At 65.1% G+C, this 23707-nt stretch carries 21 protein-coding genes; 8 read left to right on the top strand and 13 right to left on the bottom strand.

Going from position 1 to position 23707, the window contains the following annotated elements:
• Positions 1–241 precede the first annotated feature (241 nt).
• Positions 242–2506, top strand: coding sequence for a transglycosylase domain-containing protein (locus ACUXVX_RS02980; RefSeq protein ID WP_222471147.1), 2265 nt, complete (start codon positions 242–244; stop codon positions 2504–2506).
• 4 nt (positions 2507–2510) lie between these two features.
• Here the strand turns inward: ACUXVX_RS02980 and ACUXVX_RS02975 are convergent, their stop codons facing one another.
• From ACUXVX_RS02975 to ACUXVX_RS02965, 3 genes are read right to left on the bottom strand one after another with little or no spacing between them, the layout of a single operon-like run.
• Entirely contained in the window at positions 2511–2936 is a 426-nt protein-coding gene (locus tag ACUXVX_RS02975; RefSeq protein WP_446310300.1) for a hypothetical protein, read from the bottom strand.
• On the bottom strand, positions 2933–3562 hold the full coding sequence (locus tag ACUXVX_RS02970; protein ID WP_222471149.1) for an MlaC/ttg2D family ABC transporter substrate-binding protein: 630 nt from the start codon (positions 3560–3562) through the stop codon (positions 2933–2935). The genes ACUXVX_RS02975 and ACUXVX_RS02970 overlap by 4 nt, the downstream gene beginning before the upstream one ends.
• Positions 3537–4307, bottom strand: coding sequence for an MlaA family lipoprotein (locus ACUXVX_RS02965; protein WP_446310299.1), 771 nt, complete (start codon positions 4305–4307; stop codon positions 3537–3539). The genes ACUXVX_RS02970 and ACUXVX_RS02965 overlap by 26 nt, the downstream gene beginning before the upstream one ends.
• Positions 4308–4469: 162 nt before the next feature.
• On the opposite strand from ACUXVX_RS02965, the gene ACUXVX_RS02960 reads away from it, so the two are divergent.
• A complete protein-coding gene (locus ACUXVX_RS02960; RefSeq protein ID WP_446310298.1) occupies positions 4470–6206 on the top strand; it encodes a type I secretion system permease/ATPase in 1737 nt (578 codons plus the stop codon).
• Positions 6203–7492 (top strand): HlyD family type I secretion periplasmic adaptor subunit, encoded by a 1290-nt coding sequence (locus tag ACUXVX_RS02955; RefSeq protein WP_446310297.1) that lies wholly within the window; start codon positions 6203–6205, stop codon positions 7490–7492. The genes ACUXVX_RS02960 and ACUXVX_RS02955 overlap by 4 nt, the downstream gene beginning before the upstream one ends.
• Before the next feature lie 16 nt (positions 7493–7508).
• Here ACUXVX_RS02955 and ACUXVX_RS02950 read toward each other — a convergent pair whose 3' ends face one another.
• From ACUXVX_RS02950 to ACUXVX_RS02935, 4 genes are all read right to left on the bottom strand, one after another.
• A complete protein-coding gene (locus tag ACUXVX_RS02950; protein ID WP_446310296.1) occupies positions 7509–7742 on the bottom strand; it encodes a hypothetical protein in 234 nt (77 codons plus the stop codon).
• Positions 7743–7835: 93 nt separating this feature from the next.
• Positions 7836–9392, bottom strand: a complete 1557-nt coding sequence (murJ, locus tag ACUXVX_RS02945; protein ID WP_446310295.1) for a murein biosynthesis integral membrane protein MurJ — start codon at positions 9390–9392, stop codon at positions 7836–7838.
• Positions 9393–9462: 70 nt separating this feature from the next.
• A complete protein-coding gene (locus ACUXVX_RS02940) occupies positions 9463–12291 on the bottom strand; it encodes a [protein-PII] uridylyltransferase (protein ID WP_446310294.1) in 2829 nt (942 codons plus the stop codon).
• On the bottom strand, positions 12251–13438 hold the full coding sequence (locus ACUXVX_RS02935; RefSeq protein WP_222495999.1) for an ABC transporter substrate-binding protein: 1188 nt from the start codon (positions 13436–13438) through the stop codon (positions 12251–12253). Before ACUXVX_RS02935 ends, ACUXVX_RS02940 begins: the two co-directional genes overlap by 41 nt.
• A gap of 80 nt (positions 13439–13518) precedes the next feature.
• Here ACUXVX_RS02935 and rsmI point away from each other — a divergent pair, with 80 nt between their 5' ends.
• The 3 genes from rsmI to gshB all read left to right on the top strand — a co-directional run bounded on the left by rsmI (position 13519) and on the right by gshB (position 15805).
• Positions 13519–14409: a 16S rRNA (cytidine(1402)-2'-O)-methyltransferase gene (gene rsmI, locus ACUXVX_RS02930; protein ID WP_446310293.1), complete on the top strand. Its 891-nt coding sequence runs from the start codon at positions 13519–13521 to the stop codon at positions 14407–14409.
• Entirely contained in the window at positions 14409–14798 is a 390-nt protein-coding gene (locus ACUXVX_RS02925; RefSeq protein ID WP_446310292.1) for a YraN family protein, read from the top strand. The genes rsmI and ACUXVX_RS02925 overlap by 1 nt, the downstream gene beginning before the upstream one ends.
• 62 nt (positions 14799–14860) lie before the next feature.
• A complete protein-coding gene (gshB, locus tag ACUXVX_RS02920; RefSeq protein ID WP_446310291.1) occupies positions 14861–15805 on the top strand; it encodes a glutathione synthase in 945 nt (314 codons plus the stop codon).
• 24 nt (positions 15806–15829) lie between these two features.
• Here gshB and ACUXVX_RS02915 read toward each other — a convergent pair whose 3' ends face one another.
• From ACUXVX_RS02915 to clpS, 3 genes are read right to left on the bottom strand one after another with little or no spacing between them, the layout of a single operon-like run.
• A complete protein-coding gene (locus tag ACUXVX_RS02915; protein WP_446310290.1) occupies positions 15830–16639 on the bottom strand; it encodes an SDR family NAD(P)-dependent oxidoreductase in 810 nt (269 codons plus the stop codon).
• Between the two features lie 42 nt (positions 16640–16681).
• Positions 16682–17632 carry a methyltransferase gene (locus ACUXVX_RS02910; RefSeq protein WP_446310289.1) on the bottom strand — a complete coding sequence of 317 codons (951 nt, stop codon included), beginning with the start codon at positions 17630–17632 and terminating at the stop codon, positions 16682–16684.
• Positions 17633–17669: 37 nt separating this feature from the next.
• Positions 17670–17996 carry an ATP-dependent Clp protease adapter ClpS gene (gene clpS, locus ACUXVX_RS02905; protein WP_410001098.1) on the bottom strand — a complete coding sequence of 109 codons (327 nt, stop codon included), beginning with the start codon at positions 17994–17996 and terminating at the stop codon, positions 17670–17672.
• 120 nt (positions 17997–18116) lie between these two features.
• Here clpS and ACUXVX_RS02900 point away from each other — a divergent pair, with 120 nt between their 5' ends.
• On the top strand, positions 18117–18824 hold the full coding sequence (locus ACUXVX_RS02900) for an HAD family hydrolase (RefSeq protein ID WP_446310288.1): 708 nt from the start codon (positions 18117–18119) through the stop codon (positions 18822–18824).
• 291 nt (positions 18825–19115) lie between these two features.
• Positions 19116–20807 (top strand): D-alanyl-D-alanine carboxypeptidase family protein, encoded by a 1692-nt coding sequence (locus ACUXVX_RS02895; RefSeq protein WP_446311500.1) that lies wholly within the window; start codon positions 19116–19118, stop codon positions 20805–20807.
• 92 nt (positions 20808–20899) lie between these two features.
• Here the strand turns inward: ACUXVX_RS02895 and ccoS are convergent, their stop codons facing one another.
• From ccoS to ACUXVX_RS02880, 3 genes are read right to left on the bottom strand one after another with little or no spacing between them, the layout of a single operon-like run.
• A complete protein-coding gene (gene ccoS / locus ACUXVX_RS02890; protein WP_222471164.1) occupies positions 20900–21058 on the bottom strand; it encodes a cbb3-type cytochrome oxidase assembly protein CcoS in 159 nt (52 codons plus the stop codon).
• Between the two features lie 9 nt (positions 21059–21067).
• Positions 21068–23251 (bottom strand): heavy metal translocating P-type ATPase, encoded by a 2184-nt coding sequence (locus ACUXVX_RS02885; RefSeq protein WP_446310287.1) that lies wholly within the window; start codon positions 23249–23251, stop codon positions 21068–21070.
• Position 23252: 1 nt separating this feature from the next.
• Positions 23253–23705, bottom strand: coding sequence for a FixH family protein (locus ACUXVX_RS02880; protein WP_446310286.1), 453 nt, complete (start codon positions 23703–23705; stop codon positions 23253–23255).
• Between the last annotated feature and the right edge of the window lie 2 nt (positions 23706–23707).

Here is a 23707-nt window from a genome sequence, read left to right as displayed (position 1 = left end):
TGTGCCAGGCGCAGCCCTGGCGGGTTCACGGCCACAGTCACAGCCTGCCTGCCCGTTGGCATCAAGCGAGGGCGCACTGTTGCGCCTGCGGATTCAGCAGGCGGTTGCACAATTTTTGCACAAATTAATCTCTTTGCTCAAAAAATAGGCGGCATGAAAAATCGGCGATGTCGCGCGGTCTTGTCTCCCCTTTTCGAGTCCCCACCTCTATGGTGCGCGGAAAAATGCGAGCGAGGCACGCATGAGCGGCAACGGACGAAAGAAGACGCCCTTGGTGGCGGAGAAGCGCTATTCCGGCGCGACGCCCGCCAAAACGGCGGCACCCAAGAAGGCTAAGGCCCCCAAGAAAAAACGCGCGCCGCGCGCCAAGCGGCCCGCGCCAAAGGGTGTGCTGGGCTGGGTTGCGCGGATCACCCGTTTCTTCATGCGGGTCATCTGGGGTGTCACATGGCGCATGGGCGTGGTCGTGGGCCTCATCGTGGCCGGCGCCGTGGGCTACTTCTACACCACCCTCCCCGAAGATGTGACCGCCCTGCTCGACGCCCGCACGCGCGGCTCGGTGACCATGCTCGACCGGGACGGCAAGGTATATGCTTGGCGCGGCGAGACCTATGGCGGCCCAATCCGGGTCGAAAACGTTTCGCCCCATCTCAAAAACGCCGTGGTTGCGACCGAGGACAAACGGTTCTACCGCCACTTCGGCGTCAGCCCGCGCGGCATCGCATCCGCGATCAGGATCAACCTCTCCGAGGGACGCGGCCCCCTCTCCGGCCACGGCGGCTCCACGCTCACGCAGCAGACGGCAAAGCTGCTTTGCCTCGGCATCCCCTATGACGAGGGGGCGTGGGAGAGCGAGGCCGCCTATGAGGCCGACTGCCGCGAGACCACCCTGTGGCGCAAGGTCAAGGAGATGATCTACTCCATGGCGCTGGAGACCCGCTACACCAAGGACGAGGTGCTGGCGATCTACCTGAACCGCGCCTATCTCGGCGCCTCGTCGCGCGGGTTCGCTGCCGCCTCGCAGCGCTATTTCGGAATTGCCGCGAAAGACCTGAACCCGGCCCAAGCGGCAATGCTGGCGGGCCTGCTCGTGGCCCCCACGCGCTATGCCCCTACCTCCGACCTCGAGCGCAGTCAGGCCCGCGCGGCCACGGTGCTGAAGCTGATGCAGGAGCAGGGCTACATCTCGATGGCAGAGCGCGAGGAGTTCACCAACAACCCTGCCACCCTCAGCGAGGCCGCGCAGGCCCGCGCGGGCGGCTACTTTGCCGATTGGGTGATGGATACCGGCCCCGACTTTCTGACCAAGGACACCACCGAGGATGTGGTGTTGAAAACCACCCTCGACCAGCGCATCCAGCGGGCCGCCGAGGAGGCGATGAAGGAAATCTTCGCCACCAAGGTGAGGGAAGGCTCCGCCGCTCAGGCCGCCGTGGTGGTGATGAGCGCCGACGGTGCCGTGCGCGCGATGGTTGGCGGGCGTCAGACCAAGGTGACCGGCGCGTTCAACCGCGCCACAATGGCGAAACGGCAGACGGGCTCCAGCTTCAAACCGTTCGTTTATGCCGCCGCGCTGGACCTTGGCTACACGCCCAACGCGACCGTGGTGGACGAGCCGATCACCATCAACGTGCCCGGCTCGGGCGCCTACAGCCCCAAGAACTACGATCGCAAGTTTCATGGCCGGGTCACGCTGACAGAGGCGCTTGCCCATAGTTACAACATCCCCGCCGTGAAGGTCTCCGAAGCCGTGGGCCGCGAGAACGTCCGCAATATCGCAGAGGACTTCGGGATCGAGAGCGACCTTGCTGCGGGCCCGGCTCTGGCGCTCGGGGCTTCGGAGTCCTCACTGCTGGAGATGGCAGGGGCCTATGCCGGCATCCTGAACGGTGGCACCTCGGTCACGCCTTATGGCATCCTCGAACTGCGCCTGAAGGGCGATGACGAGCCGCTCATGGGCCAAGGCGGCGGCCTCGGCGAGCGGGTCATCACCGAGGAGGCCGCGCGCTATCTCGTCTACATGATGACCCAGACCATCGAGCAAGGCACAGGTCGCCGCGCCAACATTGGCCGCCCGGCGGCAGGCAAGACCGGCACCACGAACTCTGCGCGCGATGCGTGGTTCCTCGGCTTTACCGCCGACTACGTGGTCGGCGTTTGGATGGGGTACGATGACAACACACCGCTCACCGGCGTCACCGGCGGCGGCTTGCCCGCCGATATCTGGCGCGAGGTGATGGTGCGGGTGAACGAGGGGCTGCCGGTGCATGAGTTGCCCATGCTCATCCCCCAGCGCGCGCAACCGCAGGTCAGCCAGACCCAGCCGCCGCCCGAGCAGACCGCGAGGGAGCAGACCGAAGCCGAGAGCCGCGCGGCTGAGCGTGCCCGCAGGCAGGCCGAGCGCGAGGCGCAACGTCAGCAACGCCAGCAGCGGCGCCGTCAGAACGGCGATGTGGCGGAGCGGATTCTGGAGGATGTGCTCTGCGGCCTGCTGGGCTGCCGCTGACCGATCAGTCTGTGGCTATGGCGGCCTCGGCCGGCGGGGCCGCTGGCTCCGCCTCGGCCTCAGCGGTTTCCGACAGTATTGGGCACCGCTCGTAGCGGAAGGCATAGCCGTTCCAAGCGAGGATCAGCCCGCCCTCCGCGCCCTCCATGAAGAGCGCGCGCTCGGTCCATTGAAAGTTGGGATTGGCGCCCTCGCATTCCATGTCGAAGAGCTGGGCGTTCATGTCGCGCACGTTGACGGGGTTCAGCATCTTGCAGGTGCCGCTGAGGCCGTGAAACACGCCATCCTCTATCCGCAGGAAGCCCTCGGCCCCGTCACCAGCCTCGCAATCGGCCTCCGGGCTGGCGCGATACCGGCCCTCGACCTCCAGCGCCATTGCAGGGGTCGCGGCACAGGCAAGCGCCAGGCCCAGAAGGCGCCACGCCCTCACGCGCGTTTGAGATCCGCGATCAGCGCGTCGATCTTGCCACCGCGCCGGTCGAGCATCGCCCCGATTTCGGTGCGCTCTGTCAGCAGCATGTTCACATCGGCGATGAAGAGGTTGAAGAACTTGTGGCTCCCGCTCTTGTCGCTGACGAAGAACGTCACATCGAACGGCGCACTGCCGCGCAGAACCGCCATGGTATCGACCTCGATCCAGTTCTTCACGCTGCGGGCGCCCTTCACTTCGATCCGGCCCCCGATGAACTCGCGGAACCGCCGCCCGTATTTGCGGGAGATGTAGCCGGAGAACGCCTGAGTGTAGGCCTGCATCTGCGCCTTCGAGGCACTGCGGGCCGCCGAGCCGAGCGAGTAGAAGGAGATGTAGTTGAGATCCGAGTAGCGCACGAAGATGCGCTGGAAATCGCCATACATCGCCCGTTCGGACTTGCCCGAAGCGATCACCTTGTTGATGTCGTTGACCGCTGCCGTCACCAGTTGCTGCGATGCGCCGGCCGAAAGCGCGAAGGCCTCGCGCGGAAGGGTCAGCGCGGACGCAGTCAGCGCTGCGGCTCCGGTCAGAAGGCTGCGCCGGGTCAGGATGCCGGTGTCATTGGCCGCCGTAAAAGTCTTCATAGGAATCGTAAACCTCGTCTGCCTCTGCTTCTGCCGACGCCGTATCGCCGGCCTGTCCCCTGCGGTTTTGCAGGTAGATGATCCGCGCCTGAGCGTAGCTGTCTGCACTGTCATATAGAACAGAATCGACGGTTTCCGAATACTTTGCCCGATCACCGGCGCGTGAGAGCACCTTCACGCCCGCGATTTTTCTCTGGTCTTCCGCCTTGATGACACCCTGCAGCGGGTTGAGCACGGTATCGAGGATCTTGCCGGCCACGTCGCGCTCGGTCGACGGGCCGAGGATGGGCAACTCGATGTAGGCCCCCTCTGGCACGCCATGCTTGGCAAGGGTCAGGCCAAAGTCGGTGGCGTCATCATGAAGGCCGATCTTGGTGGCCGGGTCGAAGAGCCCGCCTACGCCGACCGTCGTGTTGACCACCACACGCCAGAAGTTGCGCATGGCGCTTTCCATATTGCCCTGCAGCAGGTGGTTCATCATGTAGCTGGGCTGGCTGAAGTTGGTCGAGAGGTTCGACAGGCCCTGCGTCACCGGCACCGGAACGGCCTTGCCGATCCCGCCGCCCTTGCCACCGCCAAAGGTGCGATCCACCCCCTTGTTGAAGGCATGAACCTTGCGGTTCTGTTTCTCGTAGGGGTCAAAGATCGCCTCGCCTGAAGTGTTGGGCGTGCAGCCCGCCAAGAGGGTGGCGAGGGTCAGCAGCAGGACGGTCCCGCTGCGGCGGAAGTTGGCTCGATGAAACAATGGAATTCTCTACCAGTTATTCGTATCTTGGCGCTTACAGTGGGCGGGCAAGATCATGCTCGCGTCTTCGGGGCAGAATAGCCGTCGCGGCTGTGGGTCACAACCGGCGGAAGGCGGCAGGCCTGAAGGCAATGCGCGGGCGGGAGAAGGAGAGCGACGGATATGCGCATGTCCGATACGGCAAAAGGGCTGGCCGAGCTGCGCGCCGCCCGCGCCAAAGCACGTGGCCTGTTTCATTCGGTCTTTCTGTTCTCGATCTTCGTCAACCTGCTGATGCTCACCGGCCCGCTCTTCATGTTGCAGGTCTACGACCGGGTTCTTGGCTCAAGGTCTGAAGAAACGCTGGCCGCCCTTTTCGTTCTGGTCGCCTTCCTGTTCCTGATGATGGGCTTGCTCGATTATGCCCGGGGCCGGGTGATGGCGCGGGTCGCAGCGCGGTTTCAGCGCGACGTGGAGGGGCGCGTGTTTTCGGCGGTTTTGGCCGCCGAGAGCCGCTCACCCGGCAATGAATTGGCCGCGAGCGGGTTGCGCGACCTCGACAGCGTGCAGCGGTTCTTCGCCTCACCCACCCTGCTGGCAATCTTCGATGCGCCGTGGACACCGCTCTTCATTGCCGCGATCTTCCTTTTTCATCCCGCGCTGGGGCTGCTTGCGGTCGGCGGAGGCGCGGTGCTTGTGGCCGTAACCCTGCTGAACCAGACCCGCACCCGTCGCCCCGCACTTGAGGCCGCAGGCCAACGCGAAGCCACCGAGCGCATGGCCGACCAGATGCGCACCGAGGCCGAGACCATCCAGTCTCTCGGCATGCGCGGCTCCACCTTTGTCCGCTGGCAGAACGCAAGGCAGGCATCGTCCGACCGCGCGTTGGTGGCGTCCGACCGGGCAGGCGGATATGGCACCACGACCCGCACCCTGCGCCTTTTTCTGCAATCGGCCATGCTCGCACTCGGGGCATATCTCGTTCTCCAAGGCTCACTGACGGCAGGGCAAATGATTGCAGGTTCCATCCTGCTCGGCCGCGCCCTTGCCCCCATCGAGCAACTCATCGGCCAGTGGGAAACCGCGAGCCGCGCCTCCAAGGGGTGGAAATCGCTTGGCCAGCTTCTTACCGCCGTGCAGGCCGAGAAACCCCGCACCGAATTGCCTACGCCGCGTGCCTTGCTCGATGTGAGCCAGGCCACCGTCGTGCCGCCCGGCGAGAGCCAGGCTTCGTTGCGGATGATCAGCTTCCGGCTCGAACCGGGCCAAGCAATGGGGGTGATCGGGCAGTCCGGCGCTGGCAAGAGCACGCTGGCGCGCGCGCTCACCGGTGTCTGGCCCACCGCGGGCGGGCGCATCCGGCTCGATGGAGCCTCGCTCGACCAATACGACCCGGACACGCTTGGCCATTACATCGGCTACCTGCCGCAGCGGGTCACCCTGTTCGAGGGCACCATTGCCGAGAACATCGCCCGGCTGTCGCCCCAGCCCAACGCCGAGGCCGTCGTTGCCGCCGCCAAAAAGGCCGCGGCACACGACATGATCGTTAAGCTGCCGAACGGCTACGACACGCATGTCGCCGCCGCAGGTGGCCGGCTCTCCGGCGGGCAGGTGCAGCGCATCGGGTTGGCGCGCGCTCTTTACGGTGACCCGGTCATTCTGGTGCTGGATGAACCCAACTCCAACCTCGACAATGACGGCTCGGAGGCCCTTAACAAGGCGATCCGCGCCATGAAGGCCGCCAAGAATTCGGTGTTGATCATGGCCCACCGCCCCGCCGCGATTCAGGAGTGCGACGTGCTCATGGTGCTGGATGGCGGTCTGCGAAAGGCCTTTGGCCCGCGTGATGAGGTGATGAAGCAGATGGTGAAGAACCACGCCGAAATTTCGCGCTCTACCGGCAAGGGAGGCGTGACATGAACCTTTCCGCCCGTCGCCCGCTGATTCTTGGCTTCATTGCCCTGCTGCTGTTGATCGGCGGCTTTGGCACATGGGCCACCTTCTCCAACATCTCCGGCGCTATCATTGCCAGCGGCCAGATCGAGGTGGAGCAGAACCGGCAGATTGTGCAGCACCCAGATGGCGGGGTGGTCGACAAGGTGCTCGTGGTCGAGGGCGATATCGTTGCCGCCGGCGAAGTGGTGATCCAACTCGATGCCTCAGAACTCACCTCCGAACTGGCCATCGTGGAGGGCCAGCTCTTCGAGATCATGGCCCGCGCCGCCCGGCTGCGTGCCGAGCGGGACGAGGCCGAGGCGCTGGAGTTCGCCAAGGAGCTGTCGGACCGGGCCAAAGGCTGGCCGGAGATTGCCGAAATGGTCGAGGGCCAGTCCCGGCTCTTCGAGGCCCGTAAGGAGTCGCTCGCCAAGGAAGCCGAGCAACTGGCCCGCCGGAAGGGGCAGATCGACAATCAGGTGGAGGGGATCGACGCCCAGAGCGCCTCGCTCACTCGCCAGCTCGAACTGATCGAGAAAGAGCTCGAAACCCAGCGCGGCCTCTTCGACCGGGGTTTGGTGAGCTATGACAAGGTGCTGACGCTGGAGCGCGAACAGGCGCGGCTTTCAGGCGAGATCGGTCGGCTGAGCGCCTCCCGTGCCGAGGCCGAAGGTCGGATCACCGAGCTGGATATTGAGATTCTCAAGCTCGCCGCCGACAGACGCGAGGAGGCGATCACCCAACTGCGGGATATTTCTGCGCAGGAAGCCGAGCTGATGGAACGGCGGCAGGCGCTGAACGTGCGCCTCTCACGGCTCGATATCCGGGCACCCGTGGCCGGCGTCGTCTACGGGCTGACGGTCAACACGCCCCGCTCGGTCATCCGCCCCGCCGACCCGGTGCTCTACCTCATCCCGCAGGACAGGCCGCTGGTCATCGCCGCGCGGGTCCAGCCGATCCACATCGATCAGGTCTACGTAGGGCAGGATGCGGTTCTGCGTTTTCCAGCCTTCGACAGCCGCACCACGCCGGAGCTCTCCGGCAAGGTGATGCAGGTCTCCGCCGATGCCTTCACCGATGAGCGCAGCCAATCCACCTTCTATCGCGCCGAGATTCGCCTGAACGAGGGCGAGATGGGCAAGCTGGCGGGCAAGGCGATCTTGCCCGGCATGCCGGTGGAGAGCTTCATTCGGACGGAAGATCGCAGCCCGCTGGCCTATCTGGTCAAGCCGCTGACAGATTACTTCAACAAGGCGTTCCGCGAGAGTTGAGTCGCTGGATGGCGCCTTACGGCTGAACCACCGAGCGACGCACATTGCCATGCCACTCCGGCGTCGGCTGAGCAGCCTCAGCGGCTTGTGATGCCTGAAGCCGCGCCGCGTAGTCGGGTGCATTGGCAATGAAGAGACCGAGCATCACGCCAATGGCGAGGGCGACGATCAGGCTGGGCAGATGCTCGGTAGTCACAAACCGTGGGCGCGGCAGCCTATGGGCGGGAGAAGCAATATCGGTGACGGTCATGGGGCGTTCCTTTTAGGGATACCGCCAATGTAAGCCCTGCGCTGATCCAACAGAAATGAATTGTTTTTACGACACCCATCAATGAGCTTGATATCAGCGCTCCGCGCTTCCGCGCCGCCGCATGGCGGATTTCAACTCGCTCAACCGCAGCGCACCTGTGACGTGGGCTGCGGCGAAGTAGCTGACGATTCCGCTCATCACCAGAGCCAGCAACGCCCAGTATCGGACGCCTGCCGTGTAGAGCGCCTCGCCCAGCGCCCATTCAGTCGCCAATAGCACCGCCCCCATCAGCGCAGCCGATAGCGCGATTCGCGGCAGCCGGGCGAGCAACCGCGCGTCCACCTGCGCCGCCGCGCCCATCTTGCGCGACCCGTGCCAGAGCAGCAGCACCATCGCCCACCCCGCGACCGTGGTGCCCAGCGCCGCGCCGACGAACCCGAAGGTAAGAGCAAGGCCGATGGCAGCCACTGCATTAACCACCATCGCCACGAGCGCGTAGTTCATCGGGCGGCGAGTGTCATGGCGGGCGTAGTAGAGCGGTTGCAGCACCTTCTGCAGTACGAAGGCAGGCAACCCGAGCCCATAGGCAGCAGTGGCCAGCGCCGTCGCCTCGGCGGCCTCGGCATCGAACGCGCCGCGCTGGTAGAGCACCGAGCAGATCGGCCCGGCGACCAGCACCAGCGCTACGGCAGCGGGCACAGTCAGCACCAGCGCGAACTCCGTCGCGCGGTTGAACCCGTCGCGCCCGGCCTGTTCATTCCCCGCGGCAAGGCGGCGGGACAGCTCGGGCAGAAGCACCACACCAATGGCGATGGCGACCACCCCCAAGGGGAGCTGATAGAGCCGATCCGCGAGGTTCAGATACTGGATCGCCCCGTCATAGAAACTGGCGACCTGACGGCTAACCAGCAAGTTCACCTGCAGCACCCCGCCCGCCAGCGCGGCGGGAGCGGCGATGATCGCGAGCCGCTTCAACTCGGGCGTCATCCGCGGCATTCGCGGCACCAGCCGGAACCCCGCACGGGAGGCCGCGACCCACACCAACGCCATCTGGGCCACGCCCGCAACTGGCACCGCCCAGGAGAGCGTGAGGCCAAAGTCCCAGCCACGTGCCGAGGCTGTAAGCATGGCCGCGACGAGGATGACGTTCAGCAACACCGGCGCAGCGGCGGCAGCCGCGAACTTGCCTGTGGCGTTGAGCACGCCCGAGAGCAGGGCCGCCAGTGAGATGAAGAGAATGTACGGGAAACAGATGCGCCCGAAAGTGGTGGCAAGATCGAACCGTTCATCCTCGGCAAATCCTGAGGCCATCGCCAGCACCAGCCAAGGCATGATGAGCTGCGCCAGCAGGGTGAACACGATGAGCACGCCCGCCAGCCCGGCAAAGGCATCGCGGGCAAACCCCTGCGGGTCATCGCCGCTCTCGAGCTTCTTGGAGAAGATCGGAATGAAGGCGAGATTGAAGGCGCCTTCGGCAAAAAACCGGCGAAACATGTTGGGCAAGGTGAAGGCGACCACGAAGGCCTCTGCCACCGGCCCGTCGCCCAGCCTCGCAGCGATGATGATATCGCGGGCAAACCCCATGACGCGGCTGAGCAGCGTCCAGAGTCCGACGGTCAGAAAGCCCTTGATCAGGCGAATGGGTTGCATGGCGCTGCTCGGTTCGTTTTGGCGCGATCATACAGGGGCGGGAAGGCCGGGGGAATGGAGATTGCCCGCCCTACCCGTTTGCCCTGTCAGTCCCCGCCTGCACGGCCTCCTTGAGCTTCGCCTCTAGCGCCTTCTGCTTGCTCTCCGAGTGGATCTTCAGCCCGAACATGTCTTTCACGTAAAAGCTGTCGACGGCCTGCGCGCCATAGGTGGCGATCACCGCGGAGGCGATTTGCAGGTTCCGCTCCGAGAGGGTGCGGGCAAGATCGTAGAGCAGGCCGGGTCGGTCGCGGGTGTCGACCTCGATGATGGTGTAAATCTCCGAGCCCTCGTTGTCGAAGCTGACCGTGGTGGGGAAGCGGAAGCTCTTTTCGCGCTTCTTGAACTTGTCCTTCTTGGTCAGCTCGGCGCGGGCCAGAACCTCGCCCTTCAGCGTGCGCGAAATCATGGCACGGAGCCGGTCGAGTTTGCCCGCAGAGTAAGGGTTGCCCTCGGCGTCCTGAATCCAGAACACCGGCGTCGCGTAGCCGTCCTTGGTGGTATAGGTCCGGGCGTCCACCACGTTGGCCCCCACGAGCGCCAAGGCCCCGGCGATGCGGGCGAAGATACCGGGGTGGTCGGCCAAGGCAAAGGTGGCCCGGGTGGCATCGCGGTCGTCATCCGGGGTGAGGTCGATGCGAATCTCGTCATCCCCAAGCCCCTGCAGCAACCCGGCGATGATCACCTGCGTCTGGGTCGAGAGGCCTTGTAGATAGGGGTCGTAATGCCGCGCCAGCTCGGCACGCACATCGGCCTTGTCCCAGCCCTCTAGAGCCTCGCGCAGCTCACGCCGCGCCTCGGCGCTCTGCTTGTCACGGTTCAGGTCCTCCAGCCCATTCTCGAGCCCGTCGGCGGTTTGCCGGTAGAGGTTGCGCAGCAGTTGGGCCTTCCAGTTGTTCCACGTCTCCGGGCCAACGCCGCGAATGTCGCAGACCGTGAGCACGGTAAGCAGATCGAGCCGTTTCTTGGTTTTTACGGCACGGGCAAAGCTGCGGATGGTGCGGGGATCGGAGAGGTCACGCTTTTGCGCCATGTCCGACATCAGCAGGTGGTAGCGCACGAGCCATTCCACATCTTCCGCTTCACGCGGCTTGAGGTGAAAGCGGGGCAGCACGGCGCGGGCGATCTTGGCACCAAGCACCGAGTGGTCTTCCTCCCGGCCCTTGCCGATATCGTGGAACAGCAGCGCCAGATAGAGCACCTTGCGGTTCACGCCCTTCCTCAGGATGCGAGAGGCCACTGGCAGGTCTTCCACCAGTTCCTCACGCTCGATCTGTGCGAGCTGGCTGATGCACTGGATGGTGTGCTCATCAACCGTATAGCTGTGGTAGATGTTGAACTGCATCATCGCCACGATCGGGGCGAACTCGGGGATGAAGGCCGAGAGCGCGCCAAGCTCGTTCATCCGGCGCAGCGCCCGCTCCGGGTTGCCATGCTTCACCAGCAGATCGAGGAAGATTCGGGCGGCCTCCTTGTCGCCTCGCATGTCATCATCGATCAGGTCCAGATTGGCAGTGATGAGCCGCATCGCATCGGGGTGGATCAGCAAGCCGGTGCGCAGAGCCTCTTCGAATATCCGAAGCAGGTTCAGCTTGTCTGCCAGAAACTTCTTTTCATCCTTCACGTCGAGCCGGTTCTGCCGCACGGCATATCCGGGCTTCACCTTGCGGCGACGAAGCAGCCCCATGAGGCCCGGCAACTGCTTGGCGTGATCGGCCTCAAGCGCGGTGAGGAAGATGCGGGTCAGCTCGCCGACCATCGTCGCGTGGCGGAAATAGTCCTGCATGAAGTGCTCAACACCCCGGCGGCCCGGGCTGTCGGCATAGCCCATCCGCTCGGCAACCTCGATCTGCATGTCGAAGGTCAGCTGGTCGGCAGGGCGACCGGCGATCAGGTGCAAATGCGCGCGAACCGCCCAAAGAAAGTTTTCGGCCTGTTCGAAGGCCCAATATTCCTCGGGGGCAAAGACACCAAGCGGCACGAGATCTTCGATCTTGTCGACGTGGTGGATGTATTTGGCGATCCAGAACAGGCTCTGAAGGTCACGCAGGCCGCCTTTGCCCTCTTTCACGTTGGGCTCCAGCATGTAGCGCTGGCCGCCCTGCTTCTTGTGGCGCTCGGAGCGCTCGTCGAGCTTGGCCTCGATGAACTCCTTTCCGGTGCCCGCAAAGAGGCCCTGATGGAGCTTGGTGTGAAGCTCCGCCTCCAGCGCCTTGTCACCGGCGAGAAAGCGCAACTCGATCAAGGAGGTCCGGATCGTGTAGTCCTGCTTGCCAAGGCGCAGGCAGTCTTTCACCGTCCGGCTGGCGTGACCCACCTTCATGTGAAGATCCCACAGGATGTAGAGCGTGCTCTCGATCACGCTCTCGGCCCAAGGGGTGATCTTGTACGGCGTGAGGAACAGCAGGTCGACATCCGACTGCGGGCTCATCTCGGCGCGGCCGTAGCCGCCTACTGCGCAGAGCGCGAGCCGCTCCGAAGCGGTGGGGTTGGGCAGCGGGTGCAAGAAGCGCCGGGCGGCCCAGAAGGCTGTCACCACAAGCCCGTCGGTGAGGTAGGCATAGGCATGCACCATCTCCCGGGCGCGCAGCGGGTGGGCCTCGAAGGCCGCGCCAATGCTCGCCCGACCGGACTTTGCCGCTCCGTTCAGGTGCCGGGTGATGAGGCCGCGCAGTGCCATGGCATCGCCGCCTGCATCCCGGCACTCGGCCTCTATGGCCTCGGCTAGGACTGCAGGGTCGATGATCTCTTCCGGCGGGCACAGGAGCGCGCCGGAAGGGGTGATCGGGTCTGGCAGGTGCGGGCTGGCAGGCTGCCGGTCAGAAACCGGCTCCGCCAAAGCTTCTTGGGGCTGGGTCAATGACAACGACCTGATTGTTGCGGATTTGGGCGATGGCGAGGCCACGCTGGTTGGTGCCGTCGCCGCGGAGGCGGAAGATACCGCCGGTGCCGACAAAGCCCGAACCTTGGGTCAGGGCGCCACGGGTCAGCGCATCGGCGCCGCGGCGCTCGACGAGGGCACCGATTGCGGCGATCCCGTCGAAGGCGAGGCCGGCGATCGGGTGCGGGCTGCCGCCGAAGCGGGCAGCGTAACGGTTCTGGAAGCTGGTGTAGAGGTTGTTATCCGGCAGGGCGAACCACGCGCCCTGAAGGCCAGGCTGGGTCAGTGCTTCGGCCGGAATGTCGAGGCGGCCAAGCCCGATGAACTGGGTCGCCGACGGCGAGAGGCCAGCCTCGGGCAACAGCTGCGCAAGGAAAGGCATTGCACCGTCATTGGTGGAGGTGAAGAACACCGAGGTCGCGCCCGAGGCCTTGGCCTGTGCAACGATGTTCGGGACGGCCGCCACGAGCCCCTGCTGGCTCAGTTCGAACGAGACGGAGCCTGCATTGCTGGCACCGCTGTTCCGAATCGCCTTTGCAATGGCGTCGCGGCCGATTTCCTCGGCGACCGAGCGGGCGTGCACGGTGAAGATGTTGCCCTTGCCCTGACGCCGGGCATAGGAGACCAGCCGGTTGGCGGTGTTCTCGAAAGTCGGGCCGAGGACAAACACGTTGCCGCCCGCGATCTCCGGGTTGTTGGAGAAGGCCAGCACGTTCACGCCCTCGTCGGCCACGGCCACACCGGCGGCATTGGCCGCTTCGGAGTAAACCGGCCCGAGGATGATCTTGGCACCGGCATCCACGGCGGCCTGCGCCTGCCGCGCCGCGGTCGCCGCATTGCCGGCGGTGTTGTAGACCTGAAGGTCGATTTGCACACCGTCGAGATCGGCTATGGCGAGGCGCGCCGCGTTTTCGAGCGCCTTGGCCAACACGTCATCGCCCGAGCGCCCGGAGCCGCCCGGCACCAGAAGCGCCACCGGAACGGCGCGGCTTGCGTCGATCTTCGGTCCGGAGTTTCCGCCAACACCGCCAAGCGCCGCCGGGTCACAGGCAGCCAGAAGCGCAATGGCGCCAACGGCAAGGATCTTGGCCGCCAGGCGGCGGGGTGTCGTCAAGACGGCGAACATGGGATACTCCTTCAGAGCCTCGGGGCTTCGGTGTCAACAGCCGGGTTCGAACAATTCTAACATCTGCGGGAGCCAAGTAAATGTCTGAGCCTTCGGGAGGACCAGCCTGGCGCAAGACCCCGCTCGCGGCGGGCCTCTATTTCGTGGCCACCCCCATCGGCTCGGCGCGTGACATTACGCTGCGGGGGCTGGATGTGCTGGCCTCGGCAGAGGTCATCGCCGCCGAAGATACCCGCACGGCCCGCAAGCTGCTGGAGCTGCATGGCGTCCCGCTCGCCGGGCGCAGGCTGATTGCCTATCACGACCATTCCACGCCAGCCGCGCGGGACGGGCTTTTGAAGCTCGCCGCAGACGGGGCCTCCGTGGCCTACGTAAGCGAAGCCGGCTCGCCGCTGGTGGCCGACCCGGGATTTGCCCTGAGCCGAGAGGCCGCCGCACGCGGCATTTACATGACTACCGCCCCCGGCCCCTCGGCTGCCATTGCGGCGCTCACGCTCTCAGGCTTGCCGTCCGACCGCTTCACTTTCGTCGGCTTCCCGCCCTCGTCTGGCGGTCCGCGCAAGAAATTCATCGAAGAGGTCGCTTCGATGGAGGCCACGGTGATCCTCTACGAATCCCCCAAGCGCGTTAGGGGATTGTTAGACCTTCTCTGCGACCATGCAGGGACGGACCGCCCGGCAGCGCTTGCCCGCGAGTTGACCAAGAAGTTCGAAGAGGTGCGCCGGGGCTCGCTTGCCGAGCTGCTTGCCTCGGTCGATGACGACCCGCCCCGCGGGGAGATCGCAATAATCCTTGGCCGGGCGGAGGCTGCAGAGGCCGATCCGGAGGCTGTCGATGCAGCGCTACGCTCGGCAATGGCGCGGCTCAGGGTCAAGGATGCCGCCGCCGAGGTGGCCGCCGCATACGGGCGGCCGAAGCGTGAGATGTATCAGCGGGCGCTTGAACTTGCCCGCTCTGATGGAGACAGTTGATGCCCTTTGACCTTGCCCCAAACCCTGCACGCCGCCAGCGCGGACGGCGCAATTACGATGCAGGGCGCATGGCCGAGGACTCCGTTGCACTTCACTACGAAGCACAGGGCCTGAGAATCGCCGAGCGCAGATGGCGGGGCGAGGGTGGCGAGATCGATATCGTGGCCGAAGCGCCGGACACGGTGGTTTTTATCGAAGTCAAACAAAGCCGCACCTTCGACAGCGCTGCCGAAGCCATCACACCGCAGCAGGTTTCCCGCATCATGGCCGCAGCATCCGAATATGTGGGCCGGTACCCCACTGCCCTCTCAACCCCGATGCGCTTTGACCTCGCTCTGGTGAACGCCCGTGGCGAGTTGCGCATTCTCGAAGGGGCGCTCTGCACCTGAGCCGTTGCAACTCCTTGCCTGCTCCGCCATGAGAAAGGAGCAAAAGCTTGAGGGGGTGTGCGATGAAGGTCGCCTTTCAGATGGATCCGATCGGCAGCGTGAACATCAACGCCGACAGCAGCTTTCGGATTGCCGAAGAGGCACAGGCGCGGGGATGGGAGCTGTTCTACTACACCCCGGACAAACTGTTTTGGAAGCAGGGCAAGGTTGTCGCCCAAGGCTGGCCGTTGGAGGTTCGCCGCGTCGAAGGCGATCACTTCAGCCTTGGCGAAATGGCTGAGATCGACCTTGCCGAGATGGATGTGGTCTGGCTTCGGCAGGATCCGCCGTTCGACATGGGCTACATCACCACGACCCATCTGCTCGAGCAGATCGGCGGCAAGACATTGGTGGTGAACGATCCGTTCTGGGTGCGCAACAGCCCCGAAAAGCTTCTGGTCCTGAATTTCCCCGACCTGACGCCCCCCACCCTGATCGCCCGAGACCTAGATGCGCTGAAGGCGTTCAAGGCAGAGCACGGCGACATCATCGTAAAGCCGCTCTACGGCAACGGCGGGGCCGGCGTGTTTCGCCTCGGCCCGGACGACCGCAACCTTGCCTCGCTTCATGAGCTCTTCTCCGGCATCAACCGGGAGCCGCTCATCGCCCAGAAGTTTCTGCCCGCGGTCTCAAAAGGCGACAAACGGGTGATTCTTGTGGATGGCGAGCCGGTTGGTGCGATCAACCGGGTGCCGCTGGAGGGCGAGACCCGCTCCAACATGCACGTCGGCGGCAAACCGGTGAAGGTGGATCTGACCGATCGCGATCGCGAGATCTGCGCCCGCATCGGGCCGCTCCTGCGGGAGCGCGGGCAGGTGTTTGTGGGGATCGACGTGATCGGCGAATGGCTCACCGAGATCAACGTGACCTCGCCCACCGGCATTCAGGAGTTGGAGCGGTTTGACGGCATCAATGTCGCCGGGCAGATCTGGGATGCCATCGACCGCCGGATTGCCACCAAAGGCTGAGGCCGGAATACACCCGAAAGGCACTCAGTGCGCTGGTGCGCCCACCGGGTCTACCAGCGAGCGGCCGCCGTCCATCGTCACCACCTGACCGGTGATGAAGCCCGCGCTCTCGGAGGCCAGGAACTGCACGACTTCGGCCACCTCGGAGGGCTGCGCAATGCGGCCCATCGGGGTGTGGCTCACGATATCCTCGCGATAGCCCTCGTTGTCGTTCATGGCCTGGTTCAGCGAGGTGGTGAGCACTGAGCCGAAGCTCACCGCATTCACGCGGATCCGGTCGGGTGCGAGGGCCACGGCCATCGAGCGGGTCATCTGGTCCAGCGCCGCGGTGGATACGGAGTATGCTAGCAGCCGTGGGTGGGTGCGCCGGGCGGCGATGGAGCTCATGTTGATCACGCAGCCCACACCCCCTTCATCTTCGCTGCCTTCCGCCTGCTTCACAAAACGCTTGGAGACGAGCTGGGTCATCCGCAGCGCCGTGAGCAGGTTTTGCTGCAACAGTTCCTCCACCGCGTCTTCATCCGGGTTTCCCGGCTTGGAGGGTAGGACCATGCGATAAGCGTTCACCAAAACGTCGACCCGGTCGAAGGCGTCGATGGTGGCGGAGACAAGGTTGGCCTGCGCGAGCCGTTGGCGAAGGTCACCGGCAAAGTAACGCAGGCGGCTGTCTTCGGCCTCGGCATCTGCCGCCAGAGCCTCTGCGAGCCGCTTGTCGTCGCTGTCAGCCGCCATCACATAGGCACCGCGCTCTGCGAAGTGACGCGCGATGGCAAGGCCCAGCCCGTGGCTGGCGCCGGTCACGATGCAGCTCTTGCCCTTGATCGAAAAGCTCATGTGCGATCCTTCATCACGGCCAATCGGGCCGAAGCTTAGTGTCTATCTGCGCCCTTGGCGAGCGGGCCGTGCGGCAGAGAAGAGCTTGAAGCGCGTGTCGCCGCCGATCTCCTTCACCTCACCGAAGTGAGCCGAGAGGGCAGCCTCATAGGGCAAATGGCGGTTGGCGACCATCCAGAGTTTGCCCGAGGGCTTCAATGACGCGGCGGCAGAGGCAATGAAGGAGGCCCCGAGCGCCGGGTCTGCGGTGCGGGCTGGGTGGAAGGGCGGGTTCATCACCACATGGTCCACCGGCTCGGCAAGCGGCTGGGTACCGTCGCCCCAAGTGAAGGTTGCGCGCTGGTCTGGCACATTGCTGCGTGCGGCCTCCAACGCGGCCCATTCGGCCTCCACCAGCTCCACACCCGTCACGCCCTCGCGCTCCAACACGGCGGCGGAAAGGTAGCCCCAACCAGCTCCAAGATCCGCCACGCGGCCTTTCATTTGCGCTGGCAGAGCCTCGGCCAGCAACACGGAGCCCGCATCCGGCCCATCGGCAGAGAAAACGCCCGGCGCGGTCATCCATCCGCCCTCGGCCTCGTTGCCCTCCGCCAGCCGCCATGCAGAAAAATCGCCGCCGGTGACCGTGAAGACCTTGCCATGCGCCTTCGAGAAGGCCTCCGAAGCCTCGCCCTGCTTGCGGGCCGCTTTCCACAGGCTCTCGACCCCATCTGTCTTGGCACCATCCACCACGACCGGGCCGCCCAGTGCGGCCGCCTGCGCCAGCAGATCACGCGCCAGAGCCTTGGCGCGCGGCACGAACAGCACCGCGCCTGCGTAGGTGCCCTCGGGGCTGCGGGCCACATCAAAGCCCCGCGCTGTCCAGGCTGCATGATCAGGGTAGAAACCGGTGATCACCTCAGCGCCCTCGGGCAGCCAGCTTTCGCTCGCGCCGGGGCGAAACACCGCAATCCGGCCCTCTGGCAGGGTCGCCGCGCCCGCATCGAGCGCCATTTTCAATCGGGAAGTCATTGCCGGGAGGGCCGCAGCCCTACTCCTTTTCCATCGTGCATTGCAGCGGGTGCTGGTGCCGCCGGGCGAAGTCCATCACCTGGGCCACCTTGGTTTCGGCCACCTCGTGGCTGAACACGCCGACCACGGCAAGACCCTTCTTGTGCACAGCCAGCATGATCTCGAACGCCTCCGCGTGGGTCATGTTGAAGAACCGCTCCAACACATGAACGACAAACTCCATCGGCGTGTAATCGTCGTTCAGAAGCAGCACCTTGTACATCGGCGGCTTCTTGGTCTTGGGCCGTGTCTTGAGGGCAATCGACGGATCGCCGCCAATGGCGTCGTCTTCGTCGTCTTGCGACATCGTGATGGGCTCAAGGCGCATGGCGCTCCGGTCTGGCGGTCTGGTGCAAGGGATATCGGGGCCGTTATATATGGCCCATACCCGCCCTGAAAAGGGTGCGAACGGTGAGAAACGCGCAAAATGCCCGGCACAACGTCGCAGAACCTCCGTATGATCGGCTTCGATGCCGATGATACGCTCTGGCACAACGAGCGGTTTTTCCAGCTTACCCAAGAGAGATTCGCTGAGCTTCTGGCCGATTTCGCCGAGCCGGGACATCTCGATGCGCGCCTGCTGGAGGCCGAAAAACGCAACATCGGGCACTACGGATTCGGAATCAAAGGCTTCATGCTTTCGATGATCGAGACCGCGCTGGAGGTCACCGAAGGCCGGGTGCCCGGCGAGGTGATCAGCCAGATACTCGCCGCCGGGCAGGAGATGCTCTCGCACCCGATAGAGTTGCTCCCGCACGCGCGCGAGGCGGTCGAGGCCCTCGCAGGCAGCCACAGAATCGCGCTCATCACCAAAGGCGATTTGCTGGATCAGGAGCGCAAACTGGCGCAATCGGGGCTCGGTGATCTCTTCGACTCGGTCGAGATTGTCAGCCACAAGACCCCTGACACCTACGCCCGAATCTTCGCCGGTCATGGCGAGGGTCAGGCGATGATGGTCGGAAACTCGATGAAATCCGATGTTCTGCCGGCAATCGACATCGGTGCGTGGGGCATTTTCGTACCGCATGACCTCGGATGGGCACTGGAGCACGCCGACCCTCCCCGTACGCAAACCCGGTTCCGCGAAATTGCCGATTTGGGCAAACTTCCGGCACTCGTCGCCGAGATCGGATAACGCATCTAGCGGAACGGCCCCGAGCCCCACGCTAGATGTTGCGCATGTGGCATCGCTGCAACCTTAAAAAACCACGAAAATGCCCTGTTTTCGCACGAAAATTCCTGTGCTAGCGTGGTATCAAATCAATACAAAAATTGCTGACCGGAAAAATCCGGCAGCCTGAGGCAGTAAAAGGCAAGCGACGTGAGCACGCTCTCCCACAGGGGCCGTTTTGGCCTCTTCATCGGACTATTTCTCATCACGCTTCTGGGCATTTCGCTGCGCGCAAACGCGGCACCCTACGCGGCAATGGTGATCGACGCACGCAGCGGCGAGGTGCTGCATTCGCGCAATGCCGACACCCGGCTGCACCCCGCGTCCCTGACCAAGATGATGACCCTCTACATCGCCTTTCAGGCGGTGGAGCACGGCGAGCTTTCGCTCGACAGCAAGATCCTGATCTCGCAGAAGGCCGCCTCTGAGCCGCCCTCAAAGATCGGCCTGCGCGCCGGCCAAAAGGTCGAGCTGCGTTACCTGATCCGCGCCGCCGCGGTGAAATCGGCCAACGATGCCGCCACGGCTATCGGTGAAGGCATCTCCGGCTCCGAGGCCGCCTTTGCCCGCCGGATGAACCGCACCGCCGCCGCGCTCGGCATGTCGCGCACCACCTTCAAAAACGCCCACGGCCTCACCGAATCGGGCCATCTGTCGACCGCCTCCGACATGACCAAGCTGGGCCGTCACCTGTTTTACGACTACCCGGACTATTACAACCTGTTCTCGCGCATGAGCACCTCGACCATGGGCAAGACGGTGAACAACACCAACCGCCGCCTGCTCTCCGCCTACAAGGGCGCCGATGGCATCAAGACGGGCTACACCCGTGCCGCCGGCTTCAACCTCGTTGCCTCTGCCGAGCGCGGCAGCGAGCGTATCATCGCCACCGTTTTCGGCGGCCGCAGCTCTGCCACGCGCAACGCCAAGGTGGCCGAACTGCTCGATCTCGGCTTTCGCAGGGCCCCCTCTCAGGTGGCCGTTCGCAAGCCCGCAAGGCCGGCCTACACCCGTGATGACACTGGCCCTGCCCCGGTCATGACCGCCATGCTGGAGGAGCCGACCCCCGCGCCAAAGACCGGCGATGGCATTTACAAGGGTAAGACGATCCGCGTGAGCGGCACGGTCCAGCTTTCTATTCGCCCCCGCCGCCGTCCGGGCTCGGAGCCGGCGACGCCGGAGGCCGAGAGCACCGATGAGATGCTGCTGGCCGCGCTCTCCGAAGAGATTGATGCCGCCGTGGCCGCGGTTGCCGCCGAGGCAAAGGTGGAGGTGGCGCCTGCAGAGCCGGTCAAGCTCGCCAGTGCAGCCCCCGAGGGCAACCTCGAGAACGAAGAGCAGGTCGCCGAGGCGCTCGCCGAACTGAAGGGTGAGCCGGAAAAGGCCGATGTGGCCCCCGAGCAGGTGATGCTGGCCGCCGTCAGCCCCACCGCCCGCCCCGAAGCCGAGCCGGGCGAAGTGCCGGGCAGCGCGGGCGACCTTGAGATGGCCGTGGCCGAAGAGCCGGGCACCTTCGTGGCCGCAGGCGGCCCCGCCCTCTCGCGCGCCCTTCTGCCCAAACCGCGCCCCGAGCGCAGCGCCCCCGAGGCTGAAACCGTCCAGCTTGCATCCGCAGACCCGGCCCCGGCCGCTCTGCCGGTCGCCGCACCGGCGCGGACCCAGCCGGAAGAGCCAGTTGTGATCACCCGCGCCTCCACCTCCGGCGGCAAGCTCTGGGCGATCTCGCTCGGCAAGTACCCCTCCCGCTTCTCCGCGGAGAAGGTTCTGCTGAAGACCGCGCTGAAAGAGATGGAAACGCTCGACGGCAGCCTGCGCAAGGTGAACAACCGCAAGGGTGGGTTCGAGGCGATCTTCGTCGGCCTCTCCGCCGACAAGGCCAAGCTCGCCTGCGCCCGCCTCGAGGCCCGCGGCACGACCTGCACCGCACTCGAGCCCGGCCAGGGCTGAACCAGAAGCATAAACGAGGGACGCGCCCGGCAGAGCAATCTGCCGGGCGCACTCGTTTTCAGGGGCAGTTTGTTCTGACCGATTCTAGGCTTCTACGGCCTCGGGTGATCGTCCCACTCGTCGGATAGAATGCGCTGGCTGTCGCCCTCCGGGTCATCAAACTGGCGGCTCCGCACCGCCCACCAGAAAGCGCCAAGCCCGATTCCACCGAGGATCAGCGAGATCGGGATGAGGTAGACGAGAATTTCCATGCGCCGACCCTACCGCAATCGAAGGGCGTTGAGCGAGACGGTGATCGAACTGGCCGACATCGCCAGCGCCGCCACCAGCGGCGTTGCCATGCCCGCCACGGCGAGCGGCACCGCGATGACGTTGTAGGCCGTCGCGATCTGAAAGTTCTCGCGGATTCGTTTCACCGCCTTGCGGGCCATTGTCACCGCTTCGGCCACCGGCGCTACGCTCTCGCCCAGCAGCACGATGTCAGATGCCACGCGGGCTGCGTCCAGCGCCGTTGCCGGGCTGACGCTGGCATGCGCGGCAGCGAGCGCCGCGGTATCGTTCAGCCCATCGCCCACCATCAGCACCTTTGCGCCCCCGGCTTGCAATGCTTCCACCCGAGCGGCTTTTTCCGCCGGGAGCACACACGCTTGGTAGGAGTCGATCCCGAGTGCGGCCGCAAAGCGTGCCACCGCGCTCGGCGCATCGCCCGAGAGCAGCTCAGCCTCGCATCCGGCGGCCTTCAAAGCTGCCACGGCTTCAGCCGCACCCGGGCGAAGCGCATCTGCGAAGGTGAAGGCAACGGGGGCCTCCCCTGCCACCGACAGCCAGGTCGATGTTTCATCGCCCGCCTCGGCACCAACCCATTCGGCCCGGCCAAGCCGCACCACCCTGCCCTCGCAACGTGCTTCGGTGCCGTAACCGGGCACCTCCCGTAGGCCCTCCACCGGCAACGGCAAGACACCTTCGCTCCTGAGCGCTCCGGTGAGAGCCACCGCCAGCGGGTGGGCCGAGCCCATCGCCAGTGAAAGCGCCAGCCGCTTTTCCCGCTCAGAAATGTCACACAGATTCACCGGCTCCGGTGTGCCCATAGTGAGCGTGCCGGTCTTGTCAAAAATCACGTGAGTAACCTCTGCCAGCCGTTCCAGCGCGGTACCGTCCTTGATCAGTAGCCCCTTGCGAAAGAGCTTGCCCGACGCGGCGGTAACAACGGCAGGCACGGCGAGACCAAGCGCGCAGGGGCAGGTGATGATCAGCACGGCAGCCGCGATGTTCAGCGCCACGCGGGCATCCATCGTGCCCAGATACCAGCCAATCCCGGCCAGGGCAGAAAGGATATGGACACCCGGTGCGTACAGCGCCGCCGCGCGGTCGGCCAGTGAGGTGTATTTGTTCTTCGCGCTCTCGGCGACGGCCACCAGATCGGCCATGCGGTGGAGCGAGCTGTCTTTGCCCGCCGCAGTCACGCGCACGGTCAGCGGGCCCGTCAGGTTGACCTCGCCGGCGCAGACCTGCTGACCTACCACGGCCACAACGGGCCGGGTCTCCCCGGTCAGCAACGCCCGATCCAACTCGGACGCGCCTTCCACGATAACCCCGTCCACCGGCATCCGGCCACCGGGGCGCACCAGCACCGTGTCACCCACCGCCAGCTCCCCCACCGCCACGGTCTCCTCCGCGCCATCCACGAGCCGCAGGGCGCGAGGCACCTCCAGCGCCGCGAGCTCCTCCGCCGCCGAACGGGCAACCGCACGGGTGCGGTAGTCGAGGTAGCGACCGGCCAGCAGGAAAAAGGTGAGCGAGAGGGCGGCATCGAAATAGGCGTGAGCGCCGGAATGGATCGTCTCATAGAGCGAGGTGCCCAGCGCCAGCAGGATCGCAAGCGTGATCGGGACGTCCATGTTGAGCCGCCCCGCCTTCAATGCCACCGAGGCGGAGGCAAAGAAGGGCCGCGCAGCGAAACCCACGGCGGGGAAGGCGATGGCAGCGCTGATCCAGTGGAACAGGTCGCGCGTCGCGCCATCAGCCCCGGACCAGACGGCAACCGAGAGGAGCATCACGTTCATCATCGCAAAGCCCGCCACGGCAAGACGCATCAGCAGGTCGCGGCCTGCCCTGTCTGCCTCGGTGCTGCTCAACAGCCCGGCGTCCAACTCCTGCGCCTTGAAGCCCGCCGCACCGAGCGCTGCCACCAAGGCGCCCGGTTGAACCGCCTCTTCCGCCTCGACCGTCGCGCGCTTCAAAGTGAGGTTCACCCGGGCCGAGGCCACGCCGGGCTGGGCGGCCAGAACCCTCTCGACCCCGCTGATGCAGGCGGCACAGTGAATTTCGGGCAGCGAGATCAGCAGTTCCTTCTCCGCCGCGCCGCCCGCCACATCACCCACGTTGGGCAGCGCCACGCAGGCGGGGCAGGCCGCGAGGCCGCCGCGCTCAAGGGTTCCGTCCATCTCAGCCCTTCACCGTCAGAATGAGCCGCTGCTCGAAGGGGGTGCCATCCTCAGCCCGCGCCTTCACCCGCAACTCCCAGCGCCCGCGCGCCAGCTCGATCGGCGCCACGAAGCGCCCGGCCTCGTGGATGAACTCCGGCTCGACATCATGCTGCCGCTCGGTGGTGCGCCCAACCTGCACTGCGAAGCCCTCAAGCTTTGCCGGGCGCCCCTCGGGGCCGTTCACCGCAATGGCGAGCCGCCCCGCTTCATAGTTCGGCGCGACCGTCCAACCCAGCGCCTGTTGCGCTGTGCGTTTGCGGTCAAACTCCTGACTGGCGACATAGCTGTTTTTCACCTCCAATCCCGGAAAAGTGCTGACGGCCTTGTAAGCCATCACGAGGTTCACCCCGATGATCACGGCAAAGGCCCCCGCCGTCACCGCAAACACCTGCCGTCCGGTAATCTCGCCCATCG

The sequence above is a fragment of the Vannielia sp. SX4 genome (genome assembly GCF_052828525.1).
This window is presented reverse-complemented; position numbering and strand designations above follow the sequence as displayed.